The 16,435-nt window shown below is 69.3% G+C and carries 14 protein-coding genes; 3 read left to right on the top strand and 11 right to left on the bottom strand.

The window, feature by feature from the left end; genetic code table 11:
- Nucleotides 1-27: 27 nt before the first annotated feature.
- From AQY21_RS26850 to AQY21_RS26835, 4 genes are all read right to left on the bottom strand, one after another.
- On the bottom strand, nucleotides 28-1,419 hold the full coding sequence (locus AQY21_RS26850) for a Do family serine endopeptidase (RefSeq protein ID WP_058100639.1): 1,392 nt from the start codon (nucleotides 1,417-1,419) through the stop codon (nucleotides 28-30).
- Between the two features lie 494 nt (nucleotides 1,420-1,913).
- On the bottom strand, nucleotides 1,914-2,441 hold the full coding sequence (locus AQY21_RS26845; protein WP_058100638.1) for an Hsp20/alpha crystallin family protein: 528 nt from the start codon (nucleotides 2,439-2,441) through the stop codon (nucleotides 1,914-1,916).
- Between the two features lie 97 nt (nucleotides 2,442-2,538).
- A complete protein-coding gene (locus tag AQY21_RS26840) occupies nucleotides 2,539-3,051 on the bottom strand; it encodes an Hsp20 family protein (protein WP_058100637.1) in 513 nt (170 codons plus the stop codon).
- 153 nt (nucleotides 3,052-3,204) lie between these two features.
- The gene (locus tag AQY21_RS26835; protein ID WP_058100636.1) at nucleotides 3,205-4,482 is read right to left on the bottom strand and encodes a solute carrier family 23 protein; all 1,278 of its coding nucleotides are present in this window, start codon (nucleotides 4,480-4,482) and stop codon (nucleotides 3,205-3,207) included.
- A 361-nt stretch (nucleotides 4,483-4,843) separates the two neighbouring features.
- Between AQY21_RS26835 and AQY21_RS26830 the strand changes: the two genes are divergently transcribed.
- Entirely contained in the window at nucleotides 4,844-6,193 is a 1,350-nt protein-coding gene (locus AQY21_RS26830) for an NAD(P)/FAD-dependent oxidoreductase (RefSeq protein WP_058100635.1), read from the top strand.
- A 13-nt stretch (nucleotides 6,194-6,206) separates the two neighbouring features.
- Nucleotides 6,207-6,569 (top strand): DUF5368 domain-containing protein, encoded by a 363-nt coding sequence (locus tag AQY21_RS26825; protein ID WP_058100634.1) that lies wholly within the window; start codon nucleotides 6,207-6,209, stop codon nucleotides 6,567-6,569.
- A 49-nt stretch (nucleotides 6,570-6,618) separates the two neighbouring features.
- Here the strand turns inward: AQY21_RS26825 and AQY21_RS26820 are convergent, their stop codons facing one another.
- The 3 genes from AQY21_RS26820 to AQY21_RS26810 are packed head-to-tail and all read right to left on the bottom strand — an operon-like array spanning nucleotide 6,619 to nucleotide 10,978.
- Complete coding sequence (locus tag AQY21_RS26820) at nucleotides 6,619-9,810, bottom strand: efflux RND transporter permease subunit (RefSeq protein ID WP_058100633.1); 3,192 nt, start codon at nucleotides 9,808-9,810, stop codon at nucleotides 6,619-6,621.
- The gene (locus tag AQY21_RS26815) at nucleotides 9,807-10,766 is read right to left on the bottom strand and encodes an efflux RND transporter periplasmic adaptor subunit (protein WP_058100632.1); all 960 of its coding nucleotides are present in this window, start codon (nucleotides 10,764-10,766) and stop codon (nucleotides 9,807-9,809) included. Before AQY21_RS26815 ends, AQY21_RS26820 begins: the two co-directional genes overlap by 4 nt.
- An 11-nt stretch (nucleotides 10,767-10,777) precedes the next feature.
- Nucleotides 10,778-10,978, bottom strand: coding sequence for a DUF2892 domain-containing protein (locus AQY21_RS26810; protein ID WP_011750918.1), 201 nt, complete (start codon nucleotides 10,976-10,978; stop codon nucleotides 10,778-10,780).
- 481 nt (nucleotides 10,979-11,459) lie between these two features.
- Here AQY21_RS26810 and AQY21_RS26800 point away from each other — a divergent pair, with 481 nt between their 5' ends.
- Nucleotides 11,460-11,780, top strand: coding sequence for a helix-turn-helix transcriptional regulator (locus tag AQY21_RS26800; protein WP_058100630.1), 321 nt, complete (start codon nucleotides 11,460-11,462; stop codon nucleotides 11,778-11,780).
- A 67-nt stretch (nucleotides 11,781-11,847) separates the two neighbouring features.
- Here the strand turns inward: AQY21_RS26800 and AQY21_RS26795 are convergent, their stop codons facing one another.
- From AQY21_RS26795 to AQY21_RS26780, 4 genes are read right to left on the bottom strand one after another with little or no spacing between them, the layout of a single operon-like run.
- Entirely contained in the window at nucleotides 11,848-12,861 is a 1,014-nt protein-coding gene (locus tag AQY21_RS26795; protein ID WP_058100629.1) for a LacI family DNA-binding transcriptional regulator, read from the bottom strand.
- Between the two features lie 15 nt (nucleotides 12,862-12,876).
- A complete protein-coding gene (locus AQY21_RS26790) occupies nucleotides 12,877-14,043 on the bottom strand; it encodes a dihydrodipicolinate synthase family protein (RefSeq protein WP_058100628.1) in 1,167 nt (388 codons plus the stop codon).
- A gap of 34 nt (nucleotides 14,044-14,077) precedes the next feature.
- Nucleotides 14,078-15,667 (bottom strand): GMC family oxidoreductase, encoded by a 1,590-nt coding sequence (locus AQY21_RS26785; protein WP_058100627.1) that lies wholly within the window; start codon nucleotides 15,665-15,667, stop codon nucleotides 14,078-14,080.
- Nucleotides 15,668-15,677: 10 nt separating this feature from the next.
- Nucleotides 15,678-16,433 carry a 3-ketoacyl-ACP reductase gene (locus tag AQY21_RS26780; RefSeq protein WP_058100626.1) on the bottom strand — a complete coding sequence of 252 codons (756 nt, stop codon included), beginning with the start codon at nucleotides 16,431-16,433 and terminating at the stop codon, nucleotides 15,678-15,680.
- Nucleotides 16,434-16,435 lie beyond the last annotated feature (2 nt).

Raw genomic sequence — 16,435 nt, 5'->3', positions numbered from 1 at the left:
ATACATGTACCCTACGCGACCGGGCGCTCAGCCCTCGATGATGGTCAGCACGCGGCGGCCGTCGCGGATCAGCCCGACCACCAGCGGCAGGCGGGCGGCGCCGAGGGCCGCGCGCAGCGCATCGAGCGTCGCCACCGGGCGGCGGTTGACCGCCAGGATCACGTCGCCGGCGCGAAAGCCGCGCCGCGCGGCGCTGCTGTCCGGAGCGACGCTTTCGACCTCCAGCCCGCCCGGACCACCCTCCGACCGCCGCTCGCGCAGGTGCAGCCCGGCCAGCGGCGTGCCCTCCAGCCAAGCGCTGGCGGCCTCGGCCCGGTCGCGGATGGTCGCGGTCAGCTCCAGCTCCTGGCCGTCGCGCAGCACCGTCAGCCGCATGCGGTCGCCCACCGACAGCAGGCCGATGCGGTTGTGCAGATCGGCGCCGCCCCGCAGGGGCACGCCATCGACGGCCCGCACCACGTCGCCCGCCTCCAGCCCCGCCGCCTCGGCCGCCGATCCCGGCTCGACGCTGGCGATGACGGCGCCGTTGCGGATGTCGTCCCCAAGCCCCAGGGCCGTGGCCAGGTCCGGCGTCAGGTTCTGGATCGCCACGCCCAAGAGGCCGCGCCGCACCTCGCCATGCTGCAAGAGCTGGTGCATGATCGCCATCGCCATGTTGGCGGGCACGGCAAAGCCGATGCCGATATTGCCGCCGGCGGGCGACAGGATCGCGGTATTGACGCCGATCAGCCGCCCCTGGCTGTCCACCAGCGCCCCGCCGGAATTGCCGGGATTGATCGAGGCATCGGTCTGGATGAAATCCTCGTAGCCGTCGCGGTTGATGCCGCTGCGGCCAAGCGCGCTGACGATGCCCGAGGTCACGGTCTGGCCCAGGCCGAAGGGGTTGCCGATGGCCATGACGTAATCGCCGACCTTGACCGCATCGGAATCGGCGATCTCGACAGCGGTGAGATCGTCGGCCCCGACCTGCAACAGCGCGATGTCGGTCGCCGGATCGCTGCCGATCAGCTCGGCCCGCAGCGCCCGGCCATCCTTCAGCGTGACGCCGATCTCCGTCCCGTCGGCGATGACGTGATGGTTGGTCAGCACATAGCCCTTCTCGGCATCGACGATCACGCCGGACCCCGCGCTCAGCCGCGGCTGGCGGACGGTGCCGGGCGGCAGGTCGAAGAAGCGGCGAAAGAACGGATCGTTGTAAAGCGGGTTCATCGGCACCGCGGTTTCCGCGCGCACGGCGATGTTGACCACGGCGGGGGTGACCTTTTCCAGCACCGGTGCCGCGGTCAGCAGGCCGCGCTCGTCGGTGGCAAAGGCCTGGGCGCGGCCCGGCAGGGGGATGAAAAGCGCCGCGATCAGCACCAGCAGGCAAAGGCCGGCGCAAAGCAGGCGGCGCGGTGGCGGTAGACGGGTGGAAAGCATGGCCTGTCCCTTGTGGTTGTACGAGCCGGCACGGCCCACAGGGCAACGATGCCGCGCCGCCAGCCGTTTCTCCGTTGCACAAATACCCCTTCTCCGGTGCCGCTCGGCGGTCCCGCTCCTGTCGCGCGGGGCCTGGCGGCATCCGGCCTCCCCTGCCCTCATGCCGCCGCGGCGATCTCCGGCCGCGCGCCCGCCGCCGCCTCCAGCGCCAGCAAGGCCCGCCCGACCTCCGGCCAGGCGCGACTGCCGGCCGTGGCCTGGTATGCCTTCGATGCCGGCCAGGCCTTGCAGATATTCGGTCCGGGCTCGGTTCATCAGCGCCGCGCGCCTGGCGTCCTGCGGCGGGGCAGAGTTCCAATCAGCCCTGCCCTCTCGCGGGATCAGGGCCAAGGCGAAGGGATCGGTCTTGCGAAAATCCCCTCGGATCGGTTGCATCTTCCCCCTCCATCGCTGCCGAAGGGCAGCCCGGTCGCGCCCCTGGCCGGGCCGGTGGGTCATCTGCGGATCTCGATGCGCCTGACCCGGCTTTGCGCGGTCTCGGATTTGGGCAGGGTCACGGTCAGCACGCCATTGGCGAAATTCGCCTCGGCCTTGTCCTGCTCGATACCGTCGGGCAAGGGGATGCGCCGCTCGAACCGGCCATAGAACCGCTCCGAGAACTGCCGCTCCTTGTCCTCGCTGGCCGAGGTCTTTTCGCCCCGGATGGTCAGGCCGCCGTTTTCAAGCAGCAGCTCGACATCCTTTTCCTCAAGCCCGGGCAGCTCGGCGCTGACCTTGATCTCCCTGTCGGTCTCGGCAATCTCGACGCGCGGCCAGGTCGCGCCGCCCCAGGCGGGGCCAAATCCGGCCAGCGAGGGCAGCCGGGTATCGGCGGAGCGGAAGAAATCGTCGAAAAGACGGTTCATCTCGCGCTGGAAACTGGTGAAAGGGTCGCGGCCGTCGTCGCGCCATTCGGTGGGCGTCTGGCTGTCACGGTTGCGCCACCAGATCAGGTTCTGCGGAATCAGGTCACGGACACTCATCTTGTCTCTCCATTCATCGGCAACGGCTTTCCACGGGCACCGAGAAAAGCCCGGTGCCCGATCATGCGAAGCTGCGATCGGCACCCGCGGTCGAGGATCAGGCCGCAGCCGCCTCCCCGGCCTTGTCGGGCGCCTTCCCGGCAGGTTTTTCGGACGTGATGCGCTTCCGCCCGTCCGCGCCCGCCGCCTTGGCCGAAGCGATGTCGATCCGGCGCGGCTTCATCTCCTCGGGGATCTCGCGCTGCAAGGTGATGGTCAGCAGCCCGTCATGCAGCTCGGCCCCTTCGACCTTGACGTGATCGGCCAGCTCGAAGCGGCGCTCGAAACCGCGCACGGGGATGCCGCGATGCAGATACTCGGCCTCCTCGCCGCCGTCCTTGCGGCCGGTGACGATCAGCAGATTGCGTTCCTGCGTCAGCGAGAGATCTTCCTGCCTGAAACCGGCCACGGCCATGGTGATGCGATAGTTGTCCTCGCCCTCCTTGGCGATGTCATAGGGCGGCCAGCTTTCCGCCGTATTGACGCGCGAGGCGGTTTCAAGGGCATTCAGGAGCCGGTCGAATCCGACGCTCGACCGAAAGAGCGGGGTGAAGTCAAACGTGGTCCTCATAGCCACATCCTCCTCTGAGCAACATGGGTACAAGCATTTGATCTTGCCGGGGGATGCCCGGCAGACGGGTTCCGGTTCCGGCCACCCGCACCTAGCCATTTAGAAGCGCCGGCCCGGGTTTCAAGACCCCCGGAACCGGCCGCCGCAGGGGTGCTACGCCCGCCGGCCGATGCCCAGCAACTGGTAGAGCAGCAGCGCCGCAAAGGTCGAGGTGCCGATGCCCCCCAGCGCGAAATCGCCGATGGTGACGGTGAAATCGCCGGCGCCAAGGATCAGCGCCACCCCCACGGTGAACAGGTTGCGCGGATCCGAGAAATCGACCTTGTTGTCCACCCAGATCCGCGCCATGGCCGAGGCGATCAGGCCAAAGACCGACACCGCCAGCCCGGCCAGCACCGGCGCCGGGATGGTTTGCAGGATGGCGCCGAACTTGGGCGACAGGCCCAGGAAGATCGCGATGCCGGCCGCCATGGGAAAGATCAGCGTGGAATAGACCCGGGTCATGGCCATGACGCCGATATTCTCGGCATAGGTGGTGACGCCGGTGCCGCCGCCCGTGCCGGCCAACATGGTGGCCAGCCCGTCGCCCAGAAAGCCCCGGCCGATATAGCGGTCCATGCTTTGCCCGGTGATCGCGCCCAGGGCCTTGATATGGCCCAGGTTCTCGGCCACCAGCACGATGGCGACCGGGGCGATCAGGCTGATCGCGGACCATTCGAAGCGCGGCGCGGTAAAGTTCGGCACCCCGAACCAGGGCGCGGCGGCGACGGCGGCGAAGTCGATGCCGGGCACCAGGCCAAGCCCGTTGCCGAGGACCAGCACCAGCGCATAGCCGAACAGCAGCGCGATCAGCACCGCGATCCGGCGGGTGGCCTGCCGGCCATAGACCGAGACCAGCGCCATGCACAGCACGGTCGCCAGGGCGATGCTCAGATGGACATGGCTGCCGGCAAGCTGCCTGACCGCCACTGGCGCCAGGTTCAGCCCGATGGACATGCCGATGGCCCCGGTCACCGCCGGCGGCATCAGCTTCTCGACCCAACCCGAGCCGATGGCCATGACGATCAGCCCGATCAGCGCATAGACGAAACCGGCGGCGATGATGCCGCCAAGCGCCACGGCGATATTCGGGTTCGGCCCGCCGCCGGCAAAGCCGGTCGCCGCCATGATGACGGCGATGAAGGCGAAGGACGAACCGAGATAGCTGGGCACCCGCCCGCCGGTCACGGCAAAGAACAGCAGCGTGCCGAGACCGGAAAAGAACACCGCGACATTGGGATCGAACCCCATGATCAGCGGGGCCAGGATGGTCGAGCCGGACATCGCCAGCAGGTGTTGCAGGCTCATCGGCACCGCCTGGGTCAGCGGCAGCTTTTCATCGGGTAGCACCGTGGCGCCCGCGGCGGGGCGCCAATCAGGAAAATAGCCCATCACGTCTCTCGGATTCGGTTGCGTGGGCAGGCTTTTGGGCGGCTTTGCCGAAAAAGGCCAGTGCCAACCGCGCAATGCCGCAAGCGGCCGGACCGGCAAGCACCCGGACCGCTGCGACCAAGTGCCACGCAGGCCGGGAGCGGTTCGTCTGGTATATTGACGTATTCATAATATCGAATATACATAATCTTAACCACCCGACTCGGCAAAAGGGGAACGCCGCCCCCACCGCCTCGATGCACCCTGTGCGTTGCGGCCGGCCTCAGGGTCGCCGCGGGCACGGGCCGGGTGCCAGCGCATGTGGCCAGGAGCCCGGAGCCAGAGTCCGGGCTCGGGCACAGGAGGTCACGGAGGAGGCCCCATGGCAGGACCAGTCGATTTCCGGCCCTCTCGCAGGGGCATGTTGGGATTTGCGCTTGCCGGCGCCATCACAGGGGGCCTGGGGACCCGCGCCGCGCAGGCCCAGAGGATCGCGACGAAGGCGCGGATCATCATCATCGGCGCCGGTGCCGGCGGCACCGCCCTGGCGAATCGCCTGGTCCAGCGGCTGGACGGCGCGCAGATCACGCTGATCGACCCCCGGGCGCAGCATTACTACCAGCCCGGCCTGTCGCTGGTCGCGGCCGGCTTGAAGCCGGCCGGCTATGTCGTCTCCCGGACCACCGACTGGCTGCCTTCGGGCGTGACGCTGATCGCCGAGACGGCCACCGCCATCGACCCGGAGACCAGGACCGTCTCGACCGAGAACGGGCAGACGCTCGGCTATGATTTCCTGGTGGTGGCGCCGGGCCTGGTGCTCGACCACGATGCCATCGAGGGATTCTCGCTCGACCTGGTGGGCAGGGACGGGATCGGGGCGCTTTATGCCGGGCCGGATTATGCCGCCAAGACCTGGCAGGCGGCATCGAGATTCGCCGAGTCGGGCGGCATCGGCCTGTTCACCCGCCCCGCGACCGAGATGAAATGCGCCGGCGCGCCGCTGAAGCACACCTTCCTGATCGAGGACATCGCCAGCCGCGGCGGCGCCCGGGGCAGGTACGAGATGCATTACGCCTGCCCGCAGCCGGTGCTGTTCTCGGTGCCGATCGTGTCGGAAAAGGTGCGCATGCTGTTCGGGCAGCGCGGCATCGCCTCGCATTACGGCCATACGCTGACCGCCATCGATCCCGGCCGCAAGACGGCGCGGTTCGAGACCGCGATCCCCGATCCGGCGACCGGCACGGTCGTCAAGTCCGCGGCCGAGATGCCCTATGACTACCTGCATGTCATCCCGCCGCAGCGCGCCCCCGCGGTGATCCGGCAGTCGGGCCTGAGCTGGGCCGACAAATGGACCGACCAGGGCTGGGTCGAATGCGACATGAAGACCCTGCGCCACCTGCGCTATCCCCAGGTCTTCGCACTCGGCGATGTGGCGGGCGTGCCCAAGGGCAAGACCGCAGCCTCGGTGAAATGGCAGGTCCCGGTGATCGAGGACCATCTGGTCGCCGCCATCCAGGGGCGCGAGGGGACCCAGACCTATGACGGCTACACCTCCTGCCCGCTCATCACCCGCGTCGGCCGGGCCATGCTGGTCGAGTTCGACTATCACAACAACCTGGTGCCCTCGTTCCCCGGGGTCATCGCCCCGCTGGAGGAACTGTGGATCAGCTGGCTGATGAAGGAGGTGGCGCTGAAGGCCACCTACAACGCCATGCTGCGCGGCCGGGCCTGACAGGGGAAGCATCATGAAAGAGCTGACATTCGGCACGCTGATCGCGGTTTTCGAGGAGATCTTCGGCCGCGGGCTGTTCTGGGCCATGGTCCTCGTCGCGGCGGCGGTCACGCTGGCCTATCTCTATGTGCTGATCCGCGACCGCGCCCTGTCGATGCGCAAGTTCCTCTGGGCCCAGCTATCCATGCCCTTCGGCGCCATTCTCGCTGTGGTCTTCGTCCAGCGCATGACCCATTCCGGCCTGCGCGACATCGGCGGGCCGATCGACGTGATCGTGCTTCTGGGGGTCGCGGTGCTGGGCGCGGTGGGCAGCGCCATCCTGGTCTATACCGTCCAGTCGCTGATGCGGCCCCCGCGATCACGGCAGAAACCCTGATCCGGGCCGGCCCCGCACAGCAAGGTTGAATACGGCACGGGGCAGCGGCTCAGGTGCGGAACACCCGATAGACCGCCGGGATCACCAGCACCGTCAGCAGGGTCGAGGAGATCAGCCCGAAGAACAGCGAGATCGCCAGCCCCTGGAAGATCGGATCGGTCAGGATCACCGCCGCGCCGATCATCGCCGCCAGCGCGGTCAGCAGGATCGGCCGGAAGCGCACGGCGCCGGCGTCGATCAGCACCTCGGTCAGCGGGCGGCCGGTGGTGTCGTGGCGGATGAAATCCACCAGCAGGATCGAGTTCCTGACGATGATCCCGGCCAGCGCGATGAAGCCGATCATCGACGGCGCCGAGAAGGGCGCGCCGAACAGCCAATGCCCGCCCAGGATGCCGATGAAGGTCAGGGGCACCGGCGTCAGGATCACCAGCGGCAGCCGGAACGAGCCGAACTGGGCCACGACCAGGATATAGATGCCCAGCAGCGCCACCGCGAAGGCCCCACCCATGTCGCGGAAGGTGACCCAGGTCACCTCCCATTCGCCGTCCCACAGCAGCGTGCTGGCGCTGTCGTCCCCGGGCTGGCCGCGCAGCCGGATCTCGGGCTTGGGCAGGCCGGTCCAGTCCTGCGCCTCCAGCGCGTCGCGCACGGCGAGCATGCCGTAAAGCGGCGCCTCGAAATCGCCGGCAAGTTCCGCCGTCACCATCTCGGCCGGCCGGCCATTGTGGCGAAACAGGATATGCGAGGCGCGCTCCTCCTCGATCCGCACCACGTCGCCCAGCTCGACCACGCCGCGATTGCCGGGCAGCAGATCGGCCGGGATCGGCGTGGTCAGGAAATCCTCGCCCGGCACGCGCTGGTCGCGGGGCCGCTCGACCCGGATCGGGATCGGCGCCCGCCCCTCGCCCCAGTGCGAATAGCCGACCGTGGTCGAGCCGTTCAGGATGGCGATGCTGTCGAAGACGTCCGATTCCGCCACGCCGTAGAAGTCCAGGTCGTCGGGCGAGATCAGCGCCCGCAGCCGCGGCGCCGCCTCGCCCCAGGAATTGTCCACATCGACGATGAAAGGGACCGAGCGGAACGCCGCCTCGACCTTTTCGCCGACCGCGCGGCGGGTCTCGGGGTCGGGGCCGTAGATTTCGGCCAGCAGCGTCGCCATCACCGGCGGGCCGGGCGGCGGCTCGACCACCTTCAGCACCGTGCCCGGGGGCAGCGGCAGCGCCTGGATGCGCGCGCGCAGGTCCAGCGCGATCTGGTGGCTCGAGCGGTCGCGGCCGTGCTTAGGGGTCAGGTTGACCGCCACCTCGCCCTGATGCGGCTGGGTGCGATAGAAGGAATGCCGCACCAGGCCGTTGAAGTTGTAGGGTGCCGCCGCCGCGGCATGGGTCTGGACCGAGACCACCTCGGGCAGCTCCATCGCCGCCCCGGCCACCGCCTGGGCCACGGCATCCGTGGTCTCGACCGCCGCGCCCTCGGGCAGGTCGATGCTCACCGACAGCTCCGACTTGTTGTCGAAGGGCAAAAGCTTGACCGTCACGTCGCGGGTATAGAACAGCGCCAGCGAGCCGAAGGTCAGCACGATCACCCCGCCCAGGAACAGCCAGGCGCGCCCCTTGCTCGCCAGCACCGGCCGGGCGATGGCGGCATAGGCGCGGCCCAGGCGACCGCCCTGCCCTTCGGCGTCGTGATGCAGCGGCGCTTGGCCGGCGGTCTTCAGCATCAGCCAGGGCGTGACCGTCACCGCGACGAAGAAGGAAAAGATCATCGCCACCGAGGCGTTCGAGGGGATCGGGCTCATATAGGGGCCCATCATCCCCGACACGAACAGCATCGGCAGCAAGGCCACCACCACGGTCAGCGTGGCGACGATGGTGGGGTTGCCGACCTCGATCACCGCTTCGATGGCGCTTTCGCGCCGGTCCGACACGCCCATGCCCCAATGCCGGGCGATGTTCTCGATCACCACGATGGCGTCGTCCACCAGGATGCCGATCGAGAAGATCAGCGCGAACAGGCTGACCCGGTTCAGCGTATAGCCCATGATCCACGAGGCGAACAGCGTCAGCAGGATCGTCACCGGGATCACCACCGCCACCACCAGCGCCTCGCGCCGGCCGATGGCCAGCCAGACCAGCGCGATGATCGACAGCGTGGCGAGGCCCAGGTGATAAAGCAGCTCGTTGGCCTTTTCGTTGGCCGTCTCGCCATAGTCGCGGGTGATCTCGACCTGCATGTCGTCGGGGATCAGCGTACCTTGCAGCGCCTCGGCGCGGTGCAGGATCGCCTCGGCCACGGTCACGGCATTGGCGCCGGCGCGCTTGGCCAGGGCCAGCGTCACCGCCGGGCGCCGGGCGGAATCGCGGGTGACGGTGGCGACCAGCGCCTCGGCCGTGTCGGTGACGAAGCCCAGATCGGCCACGTCGCGGACATAGACCGGGCGGCCGTCGCGCGCGGTCAGCACCAGGTTGCCGATCTCCTCGGGGCTGCGCAGGGTCTCGCCCGCGACCAGCATGACCTGCTGGCCGCCGTCGCGCAGCAATCCCGCCGGCAGGGCGCGGTTGGCGCCCTGAACCTTGCCCGCCAGCTGTTGCAGCGTGATGCCGTAAAGCGCCAGCCGACCGGGATCGGGGGCGATGCGGATCGCCTCCTCCGTCTCGCCGATCAGATAGGTCAGGCCGACATCGTCGATCTTGGCCAGCTCGGTGCGCAATTCGCGGGCGATGCGGGTCAGTTCGGCCGCCGTCACCCGGTCGGCCGCCTCGGGTCGGGCCGAAAGCGTCAGCGCCACGATGGCCACGTCGTCGATGCCCCGGCCCACCACCTGCGGCTCGGGGATGCCCAGGGGGATGCGGTCCATATTGGCGCGCAGCTTGTCATGCACCCGCAGCACGGCCGCATCGGCCGAGGTGCCGACCAGGAAACGCGCCGTCACCAGAACGCCGTCGTCCTGGGTCTGGGAATAGATATGCTCGACCCCGTCGATGCCCTTGACGATGGTTTCCAGCGGCTCGGTCACCAGCTTGACCGCATCCTCGGCCCGCAATCCGGGGGCCTGGACGCGGATATCCACCATGGGAACCGAGATCTGCGGCTCTTCCTCGCGCGGCAGGCTGACCAGGGCCAGCAGCCCGAAGGCCAGCGCCGCGATCAGGAACAGCGGCGTCAAGGGCGAGGTGATGAAGCTGCGCGTCAGCCGGCCGGCAAGGCCCGGGCTGCGGGGGGTATCGCCAGCCGCCTTCATGGGACGATCACCGTTTCCCCGGGGACAAGGCCGGTCAGGATCTCGACCATGTCGCTGCCGTCCTGCGCAAGGGTTCCGCCGGTCAGCACCGCCCGCCGCACCTCGCCCGAGGCGCTGGCCACGCTGACGAAATCCACCCCGGCGCGGGTCGTCACCGCCGCAGCGGGCACCAGAAGCGCCCGACGCTGGCCTACCGGCAGTTCCACCGCGACGCGCGCACCGACGAAGGCGTCGGGCAGCCGCTCGACCTCGACATCGGCCTGCACCCGGCCACCCTGGATCAGCGGATAGATCTTGGCCAGCCGGCCCGTGGCGGCCCTGCCGCCCGCGGCGATCTGGATCTCGGCCCCTTCGGCAAGGTCGGCGGCATGGCGCTCGGGCACCGACAGGCGCAGGAAGAAGCCGCCGCCGCCAAGACTCGCCACCACCTCGCCCGGCATCACCACCGAGCCGCGCACCGCCGGCACGCTCAGCACCCGGCCCGAGATGGGGGCCAGCACGACACCCTCGGCCTGCTGCTGCTCGACAACGGCGCGCTCGGCCTCGGCCGCGGCGATCTGGCCGCGGATGACATCGACCGCAGTCCGCAACTGCTCCAGCCGCTGCTGCGACACCGCCCCGCGCTCCAGCAGCGACCGGCCGCGTGCGTGATCGGATTCCGCCTCGGCCAGTTGCGCCCGCAGCGCCTCGATCCGCGAGGCATAGGCGGCGATCTGGAAGGCGATCTTGTCGTCGCGGACCGTGGCGAGCGTGGCCCCGGCCTCGACGCGGTCCCCTTCGTTGACCAGCAGCTCCACGACCGTGCCGCCGATGCGCGCCCGCGCCGGAACGATGTCGCGCGCCTCGACGGTGCCGTAGACGGCCTTGCTCTCGGGGACCGTGCTCCAGTCCAGGACCAGCGGCCCGGCCGCAGCCGGCCCGGCGGCGACCAGCGCAGCAAGCAGCAACAATCGCATGGATCGGACCTTCAGAAGGCGCAGCCGGGCTTGATGCCGAGCTTGCGGAGAACCATGGCCGCCGGGCAGAAGCCGGTAAAGGCCGATTGCAGCAGGTTCAACCCGACAAAGACCGTCAGCCAGACGAACCAGGGCGAAACCCAGACGGTCAGCGCGACGGAAAGCAGGACCATGAAGCCTGCAAAGGCGAGAACGGAACGGTCAAGTGTCATCGGAGAACTCCAGGATGGCCGATTACAAACAGTATATACATATATACGTATAATCGGTTACAAGGAGAAAGTCTTTAGCAATATCGGAAAATCCGCCCCTGCCCTGCGACATTTCGTCTTGATGCCGGCAAGCCGGGCCGGGGCGCAAAACCACCGCCCGGACCGGCGATGATGCCGGCCCCGACGATACCGCATCGGCGTAGAGCTCGATGCGGGTGCGCCTCCACCCGGGCCACCGTGGCGCGGATCAGGGTTTCGCGCTTCCACAAGCGATGGAACAGCACGTCCGCGACATGCAGCAGCGGCAGATCCCGCAGCCGGCGCAGCTGCGTCTCGTCCGCGGGCGTCTCGGCGATATTGTGGCGAGGCAAAGCCGCGCCGGCTCGGAAGCGGCCCCGGCAAAGACCGGCCGCAAAAGGCCGGCACGGGTGGTTCCCGGCCGCGCCTTGACCGTATATTCGCAGTAATGTAGTTATGGAATATGAGCGTCAGCACCAGCATCGATCCCGAAAGCATGCGCGCCGCCGCAGACGAGGCCAGCGAGTTCCTGAAATCGCTGGGCAATCGTCACCGTCTGCTGATCCTGTGCCAACTGGTGCAGGGCGAGAAATCGGTGGGCCAGCTTGCGGATTTCCTGGGCATCCGCGATTCGACCGTGTCGCAGCATCTGGCGCTTTTGCGCCGCGACAGGATCATCGCCGGCCGGCGCGAGGGCCAGACGATCTGGTATCGGATCGAAAGCCAGCCGGCGCGAAAGGTGATGGAAGTGCTTTACAACAATTTCTGCGGTCCCAAGGACTGAGCGGCCGGCAACGCGCATCGCCGCCGGTGCCCGGTCCGCGATGCCCCGAGATCACCGCCGGCGCGGGTCAGCCATCCTCGGGATGGCTGGAGCTGCGCACGATCAATTCGACCGGGGTGCTGCGTTCGGGCGGGGGCACGATGCCGTCCTCGAGCCAGCCCAGCGTGGTCGCGGCCATGGCGCGGGCGAAACCGGCGATGTCGCAGCGCACCGAACTGAGGCCGGGCCAGACCTGCGCGCATTCCTCGATATCGTCGAAGCCCACGATCTTCAGCCCGTGCCCGACATCGCGCCCGATCCGGGCGCAGCCGGCCAGCAGGCCGAGCGCCACCAGATCGTTGAAGCAGATCACCGCATCGACCTGCGGATGGTCGCTGGCCAGCACCTGCGCCATCTCGCGCCCCCAGGCCCGGCTGGGACGGCCGTGCAGGCAAAGCGGCGCCATCCCCGCCTCGGCCAGCACCGAGAGATAGCCGGACATGCGCTTGCCCGTCGCCGTCCGCCCCTCCAGCCCGCCCAAAAAGGCCATCCGGCGCGCGCCCTCGGCCAGCAGATGCTCGGCCGCAAGCCGGCCGCCGGTCTCGTAATCGGGGGCGGCAAAGGGGAATTGCGCGCCGTCGTCCACCACCTTGCGCAGGACTTGCAGCGCGGGGATGCCGGCGCGGGCGATGGGATCGAAGGTCTCGGCCTCCTTGCCATAGGTGGGCGAGATGATGAGCGCCGAGACGCCGTGCTCGATCATCGAGGCCACCACCTGCGCCTGCAAGGCGGCGTCCTCGTCGGTATTGGCGATGACGGTGGTATAGCCGCGCGCCGACAGCGCCATCTGCGCCGAGGCGGCGAATTCGGTAAAGAACGGGTTGCGCAGGTCGTTGATGACCAGCCCGATCAGCCCGACATTGGCCGAGCGCAGGTTGGCCGCGGTGCGGTTGTAGACATAGCCCAGCTCGGCCATGGCCCGCCGCACGTCCTCGCGGGTTTCGGCCCGGACCTGCGGGCTGTTTTGCAGCACCAGGCTGACGGTCGATTTCGACACCCCCGCCCGGCGCGCCACATCCCTGATCGTCGGCCTGCGGTCCATCGCCGCGCTCTCCCCTCATTCGATGCCGTGCAGCGCCAGCAATGTCCTCATCCGCGCCTCGGCCAGCTCGGGCCGGGCCAGCAGCCCCGCCCGGTCGGCCAGCCGGAACAGCTCGGCATAATGCGAGATGTCGCGGCTGGATTGCAGGCCGGCGGGCATGACGAAATGCCGCTGCCAGCCGTTCAGCCAGGCCAGGAAGACGATGCCCGCCTTATAGAAGCGCGTCGGCGCGCGAAAGATCTCGCGGCTCAGCGGCACGGTCGGGGCCAGCAGCCGCTCATAGCGGTCCATGTCGTCCTGCGCCAGCGCCTCCAGCGCCTGTGCGGCGGCGGGCGCGATGGCGGCAAAGATGCCCAGCAGGGCATGGGAATGGTGTCGGCCGTCGCCGGCGATCAGCGCGGCATAGTTGAAGTCGTCGCCGGTATAGAGCCGCACCCCTGCGGGCAGGCGGGCGCGGAACGCCTCCTCATGCGCCCGGTCCAGCAGCGAGATCTTGATGCCGTCGACCTTGGCCGGGTTGGCCGCGATCAGGTCCAGCACCAGTCCCGAGGCCGCCGCCACGTCCTTGCTGCCCCAATAGCCCGCCAGCGCCGGGTCGAACATCTCGCCCAGCCAGTGCAGAATCACCGGCTGCTGCGCACCGTCGATCAGCCGGCGATAGACCCGGACATAGGTCTCGGCATCGGCGCCGAGGGCAGGCAGGGCGCGGCTGGCCATCAGGATGATCTGGCCGCCGGCGGCCTCGATCGCCTCCATCTGCAACTCATAGGCGCCGGCGATGGCATCGGCCGAGCTCAGCGCCCCGGGCGCGGCATGGTCGGTTCCCGCCCCGCAGGCGACGCGCGGCTTCAGCGGATGCGCCCGGGCGGCGGCCATGCTGCGCTCGATCAGTTCCCGCGCGGTCGGCCAGTCCAGGCCCATGCCGCGCTGCGCGGTGTCCATCGCCTCGGCCAGGCCCAGCCCCTGGTCCCAGAGGCCCTGGCGAAAGGCCAGCGTCGCCTCCCAGTCCAGGGCGGGGCGGCCGCCGTCCCAGGGATCGCGCTCGCGCAGCGGGTCCGAGACGACATGCGCGGCGGCAAAGGCCGTCCGGGTCAGCGGCAGCCGCGGCGCGCGGGGCGCCAGCGGCGTGCCGGTCAGGCGATAGGGCTCCAGCCGGTGGTCGAGGGTGGGCAGGGTCAGCATGGCATGGCTCCGTTCCGGATGGGCGCGCGCGGGGCTAGAGCCCATGCGCGGCGCGGATCAGATCGGCACCCTTTTCGCCGATCATGATCGCGGTGGCGTTGGTATTGGCCGAGACCAGTCCCGGCATGATGGAATTGTCGATCACCCGCAGCGCCTCGATGCCGTTCAGCCGCAGCTGCGGGTCCAGCACCGCCGCCGGGTCGGCGCCCATGCGGCAGGTGCCGGCCGGGTGGTGGTCGGTCTTGGCGTGGCGGCAGGCATAGCGGAAATAATCCTGCTCGGTCCGCACCTCGGGGCCGGGCAGGCGCTCGGCCCGGACATAGGGCTTCAGCGCGTCCTGGCGCATGATCTCCTGCGCCAGCTTCAGGCCGCGGATCGCCATCTCGCGGTCATGCGGATCGGCCCAGTAGTTCGGGTCGATCAGCGGCGCGGCGCGGGGATCGGCGCTGGCCAGCCGCACCGTCCCGCGCGACCGCGGCCGCAGATAGGCCGAGTTCAGCGTGACGCCGCCGTCCGGCATCGCCGCCACCCCCGCCTCGATCCCCGAGCCGAGGCCAAGGTGGAACTGGATGTCGGGGCTGCGGGCGTCCGGGTCGGCATACCAGAAGCCGCCGGTCTCGAACAGGCTGGAGGCCACCGGTCCCTTGCGGGTCAGCAGGTAGCGCAGCCCGGCCAGCGCCGACCAATGCGGCCTGGCATAGCGGTCATAGGTATGCGGGCCGGTGCATTCGGCGATGACGAACAGGTCCAGGTGATCTTGCAGGTCCGCCCCCACCCCGGGCTGGTCCAGCACCACCGGCACGCCAAGTGGCCGCAGGTGATCGGCCGGGCCGACGCCCGAAAGCTGCAAGAGCCGCGGCGAGCCGATGGCGCCTGCGGACAGGATCACCTCGGCCCCGGCGCGGATCACGCCCTCGCCCGCCAGTTCGACGCCGGCGGCGCGGCCGTGCTCGACCAGGATGCGCAGCACCTGCGCGCCGGTGCGGATGGTCAGGTTCGGACGCCTGCCCCGGATCGGGTTCAGATAGGCGATCGAGGCCGAGGAGCGGCGCGCCCTGCGCTGGGTCAGCTGGTAATAGCCCACGCCCTCCTGCGAGGCGCCGGCCATGTCCTCGTTGCGCGGAATGCCAAGCGCGGCGGCCGCGCCGAAGAACGCCTCGCAGATCGGCAGCGGCGCGGCCGGCCGGCTGACGCCCAGCGGGCCGCCCTTGCCATGCCAGCGGTTGTCCCAGCTGTCGTTGTCCTCGGCCTTGCGGAAATAGGGCAGCACGTCCTCGTAGCCCCAGCCGGTGCAGCCCGCCTGGCGCCATTCGTCATAGTCGAGCGGGTTGCCGCGGGTATAGATCTGCGCGTTGATCGACGAACCGCCGCCGATCACCCGGGCCTGGGTAAAACGGATGACCATGCCGTCCATGTGGCGCTGCGGCACGGTCTGCCAGCCCCAGCTGCCGATGCCCTTGGTCATCTTCGCGAAACCCGCCGGCAGGTGATAGAACGGATGCCGGTCGCGGCCCCCGGCCTCGAGCAGCAGCACCCGGGCCGAGGGGTTCTCGGACAGCCGCGCCGCCAGCACGCAGCCGGCCGAGCCGCCGCCGACGATGATGAAGTCATAGCCTTGCGTCATGACCGCCCCCCTAGAGCCGCGCGATGGACAGGCCGCCATCGACCGGGATCACCGCCCCGGTGGCGAAACCCATCCGCCCGGTGGCGATCGGCACCATCACCTGGCCGATATCGGCCGGCTGGCCCCAGCGGCCGGCGGGCACCAGCCCGCCGCTGATCCGCGCGGTATATTGCTGCTGCACGCCGGCGGTCATCCCGGTGGCGATGATGCCGGGGCGCAGCTCGAACACGCCGACGCCATGCGGCGCCAGCCGCAGCGCGAAAAGCTGCGCCATCATCGCCGCGCCCGCCTTCGAGACGCAGTATTCCGCGCGTTCGATGCTGGCCATGGCCGCGCTGACCGAGGTGATGAAGGTGATCGAGCGGTAATGCTCCGCGGGCTGCGCCAGCATCCGCCGGGCGACCTCCTGCGCCAGAAAGAAGGCGCCGCGCAGGTTGACGCCCAGCACGGCATCCCAGCTGTCCGGCGCCAGCGCCAGCATGTCGCCCCTGACCGGCGCCGGCACCCCGGCGTTCGAGACATGGGCCGCGACCGGCCCCATCCCCGCCTCGATCGCATCCAGCAGCGCCGGGGCATGGGCGATGTCCTGCACGTCGTGCCGGAAATAGCGCGCCTCCGGCCCCAGCCGCCCCAGCGCCTGCACCACCGCCGGATCATCCGCCGCGGGCAGCGAAGCCAGCGCGACCGCGAAACCCGCGCCCGCCAGCGCCTCGGCGATGCCAAGGCCGATCCCCTGCTGGCCGCCGGTGACAAGGGCGATGGGCATGG

Source organism: Paracoccus sp. MKU1, assembly GCF_001447385.1.
GTDB lineage: Bacteria > Pseudomonadota > Alphaproteobacteria > Rhodobacterales > Rhodobacteraceae > Paracoccus.
This window is presented reverse-complemented; position numbering and strand designations above follow the sequence as displayed.

Bases quoted from the DNA above. Each gene is read 5' to 3' on its own strand.
- AQY21_RS26830 (WP_058100635.1), top strand. From the start codon at position 4,844: ATGGCAGGACCAGTCGATTTCCGGCCCTCTCGCAGGGGCATGTTGGGA.
- AQY21_RS26790 (WP_058100628.1), bottom strand. From the start codon at position 14,043: ATGCTGACCCTGCCCACCCTCGACCACCGGCTGGAGCCCTATCGCCTG.
- AQY21_RS26810 (WP_011750918.1), bottom strand. From the start codon at position 10,978: ATGACACTTGACCGTTCCGTTCTCGCCTTTGCAGGCTTCATGGTCCTG.
- AQY21_RS26850 (WP_058100639.1), bottom strand. From the start codon at position 1,419: ATGCTTTCCACCCGTCTACCGCCACCGCGCCGCCTGCTTTGCGCCGGC.
- AQY21_RS26840 (WP_058100637.1), bottom strand. From the start codon at position 3,051: ATGAGGACCACGTTTGACTTCACCCCGCTCTTTCGGTCGAGCGTCGGA.
- AQY21_RS26785 (WP_058100627.1), bottom strand. From the start codon at position 15,667: ATGACGCAAGGCTATGACTTCATCATCGTCGGCGGCGGCTCGGCCGGC.
- AQY21_RS26800 (WP_058100630.1), top strand. From the start codon at position 11,460: ATGAGCGTCAGCACCAGCATCGATCCCGAAAGCATGCGCGCCGCCGCA.
- AQY21_RS26845 (WP_058100638.1), bottom strand. From the start codon at position 2,441: ATGAGTGTCCGTGACCTGATTCCGCAGAACCTGATCTGGTGGCGCAAC.
- AQY21_RS26795 (WP_058100629.1), bottom strand. From the start codon at position 12,861: ATGGACCGCAGGCCGACGATCAGGGATGTGGCGCGCCGGGCGGGGGTG.
- AQY21_RS26825 (WP_058100634.1), top strand. From the start codon at position 6,207: ATGAAAGAGCTGACATTCGGCACGCTGATCGCGGTTTTCGAGGAGATC.
- AQY21_RS26820 (WP_058100633.1), bottom strand. From the start codon at position 9,810: ATGAAGGCGGCTGGCGATACCCCCCGCAGCCCGGGCCTTGCCGGCCGG.
- AQY21_RS26780 (WP_058100626.1), bottom strand. From the start codon at position 16,433: ATGCCCATCGCCCTTGTCACCGGCGGCCAGCAGGGGATCGGCCTTGGC.
- AQY21_RS26835 (WP_058100636.1), bottom strand. From the start codon at position 4,482: ATGGGCTATTTTCCTGATTGGCGCCCCGCCGCGGGCGCCACGGTGCTA.
- AQY21_RS26815 (WP_058100632.1), bottom strand. From the start codon at position 10,766: ATGCGATTGTTGCTGCTTGCTGCGCTGGTCGCCGCCGGGCCGGCTGCG.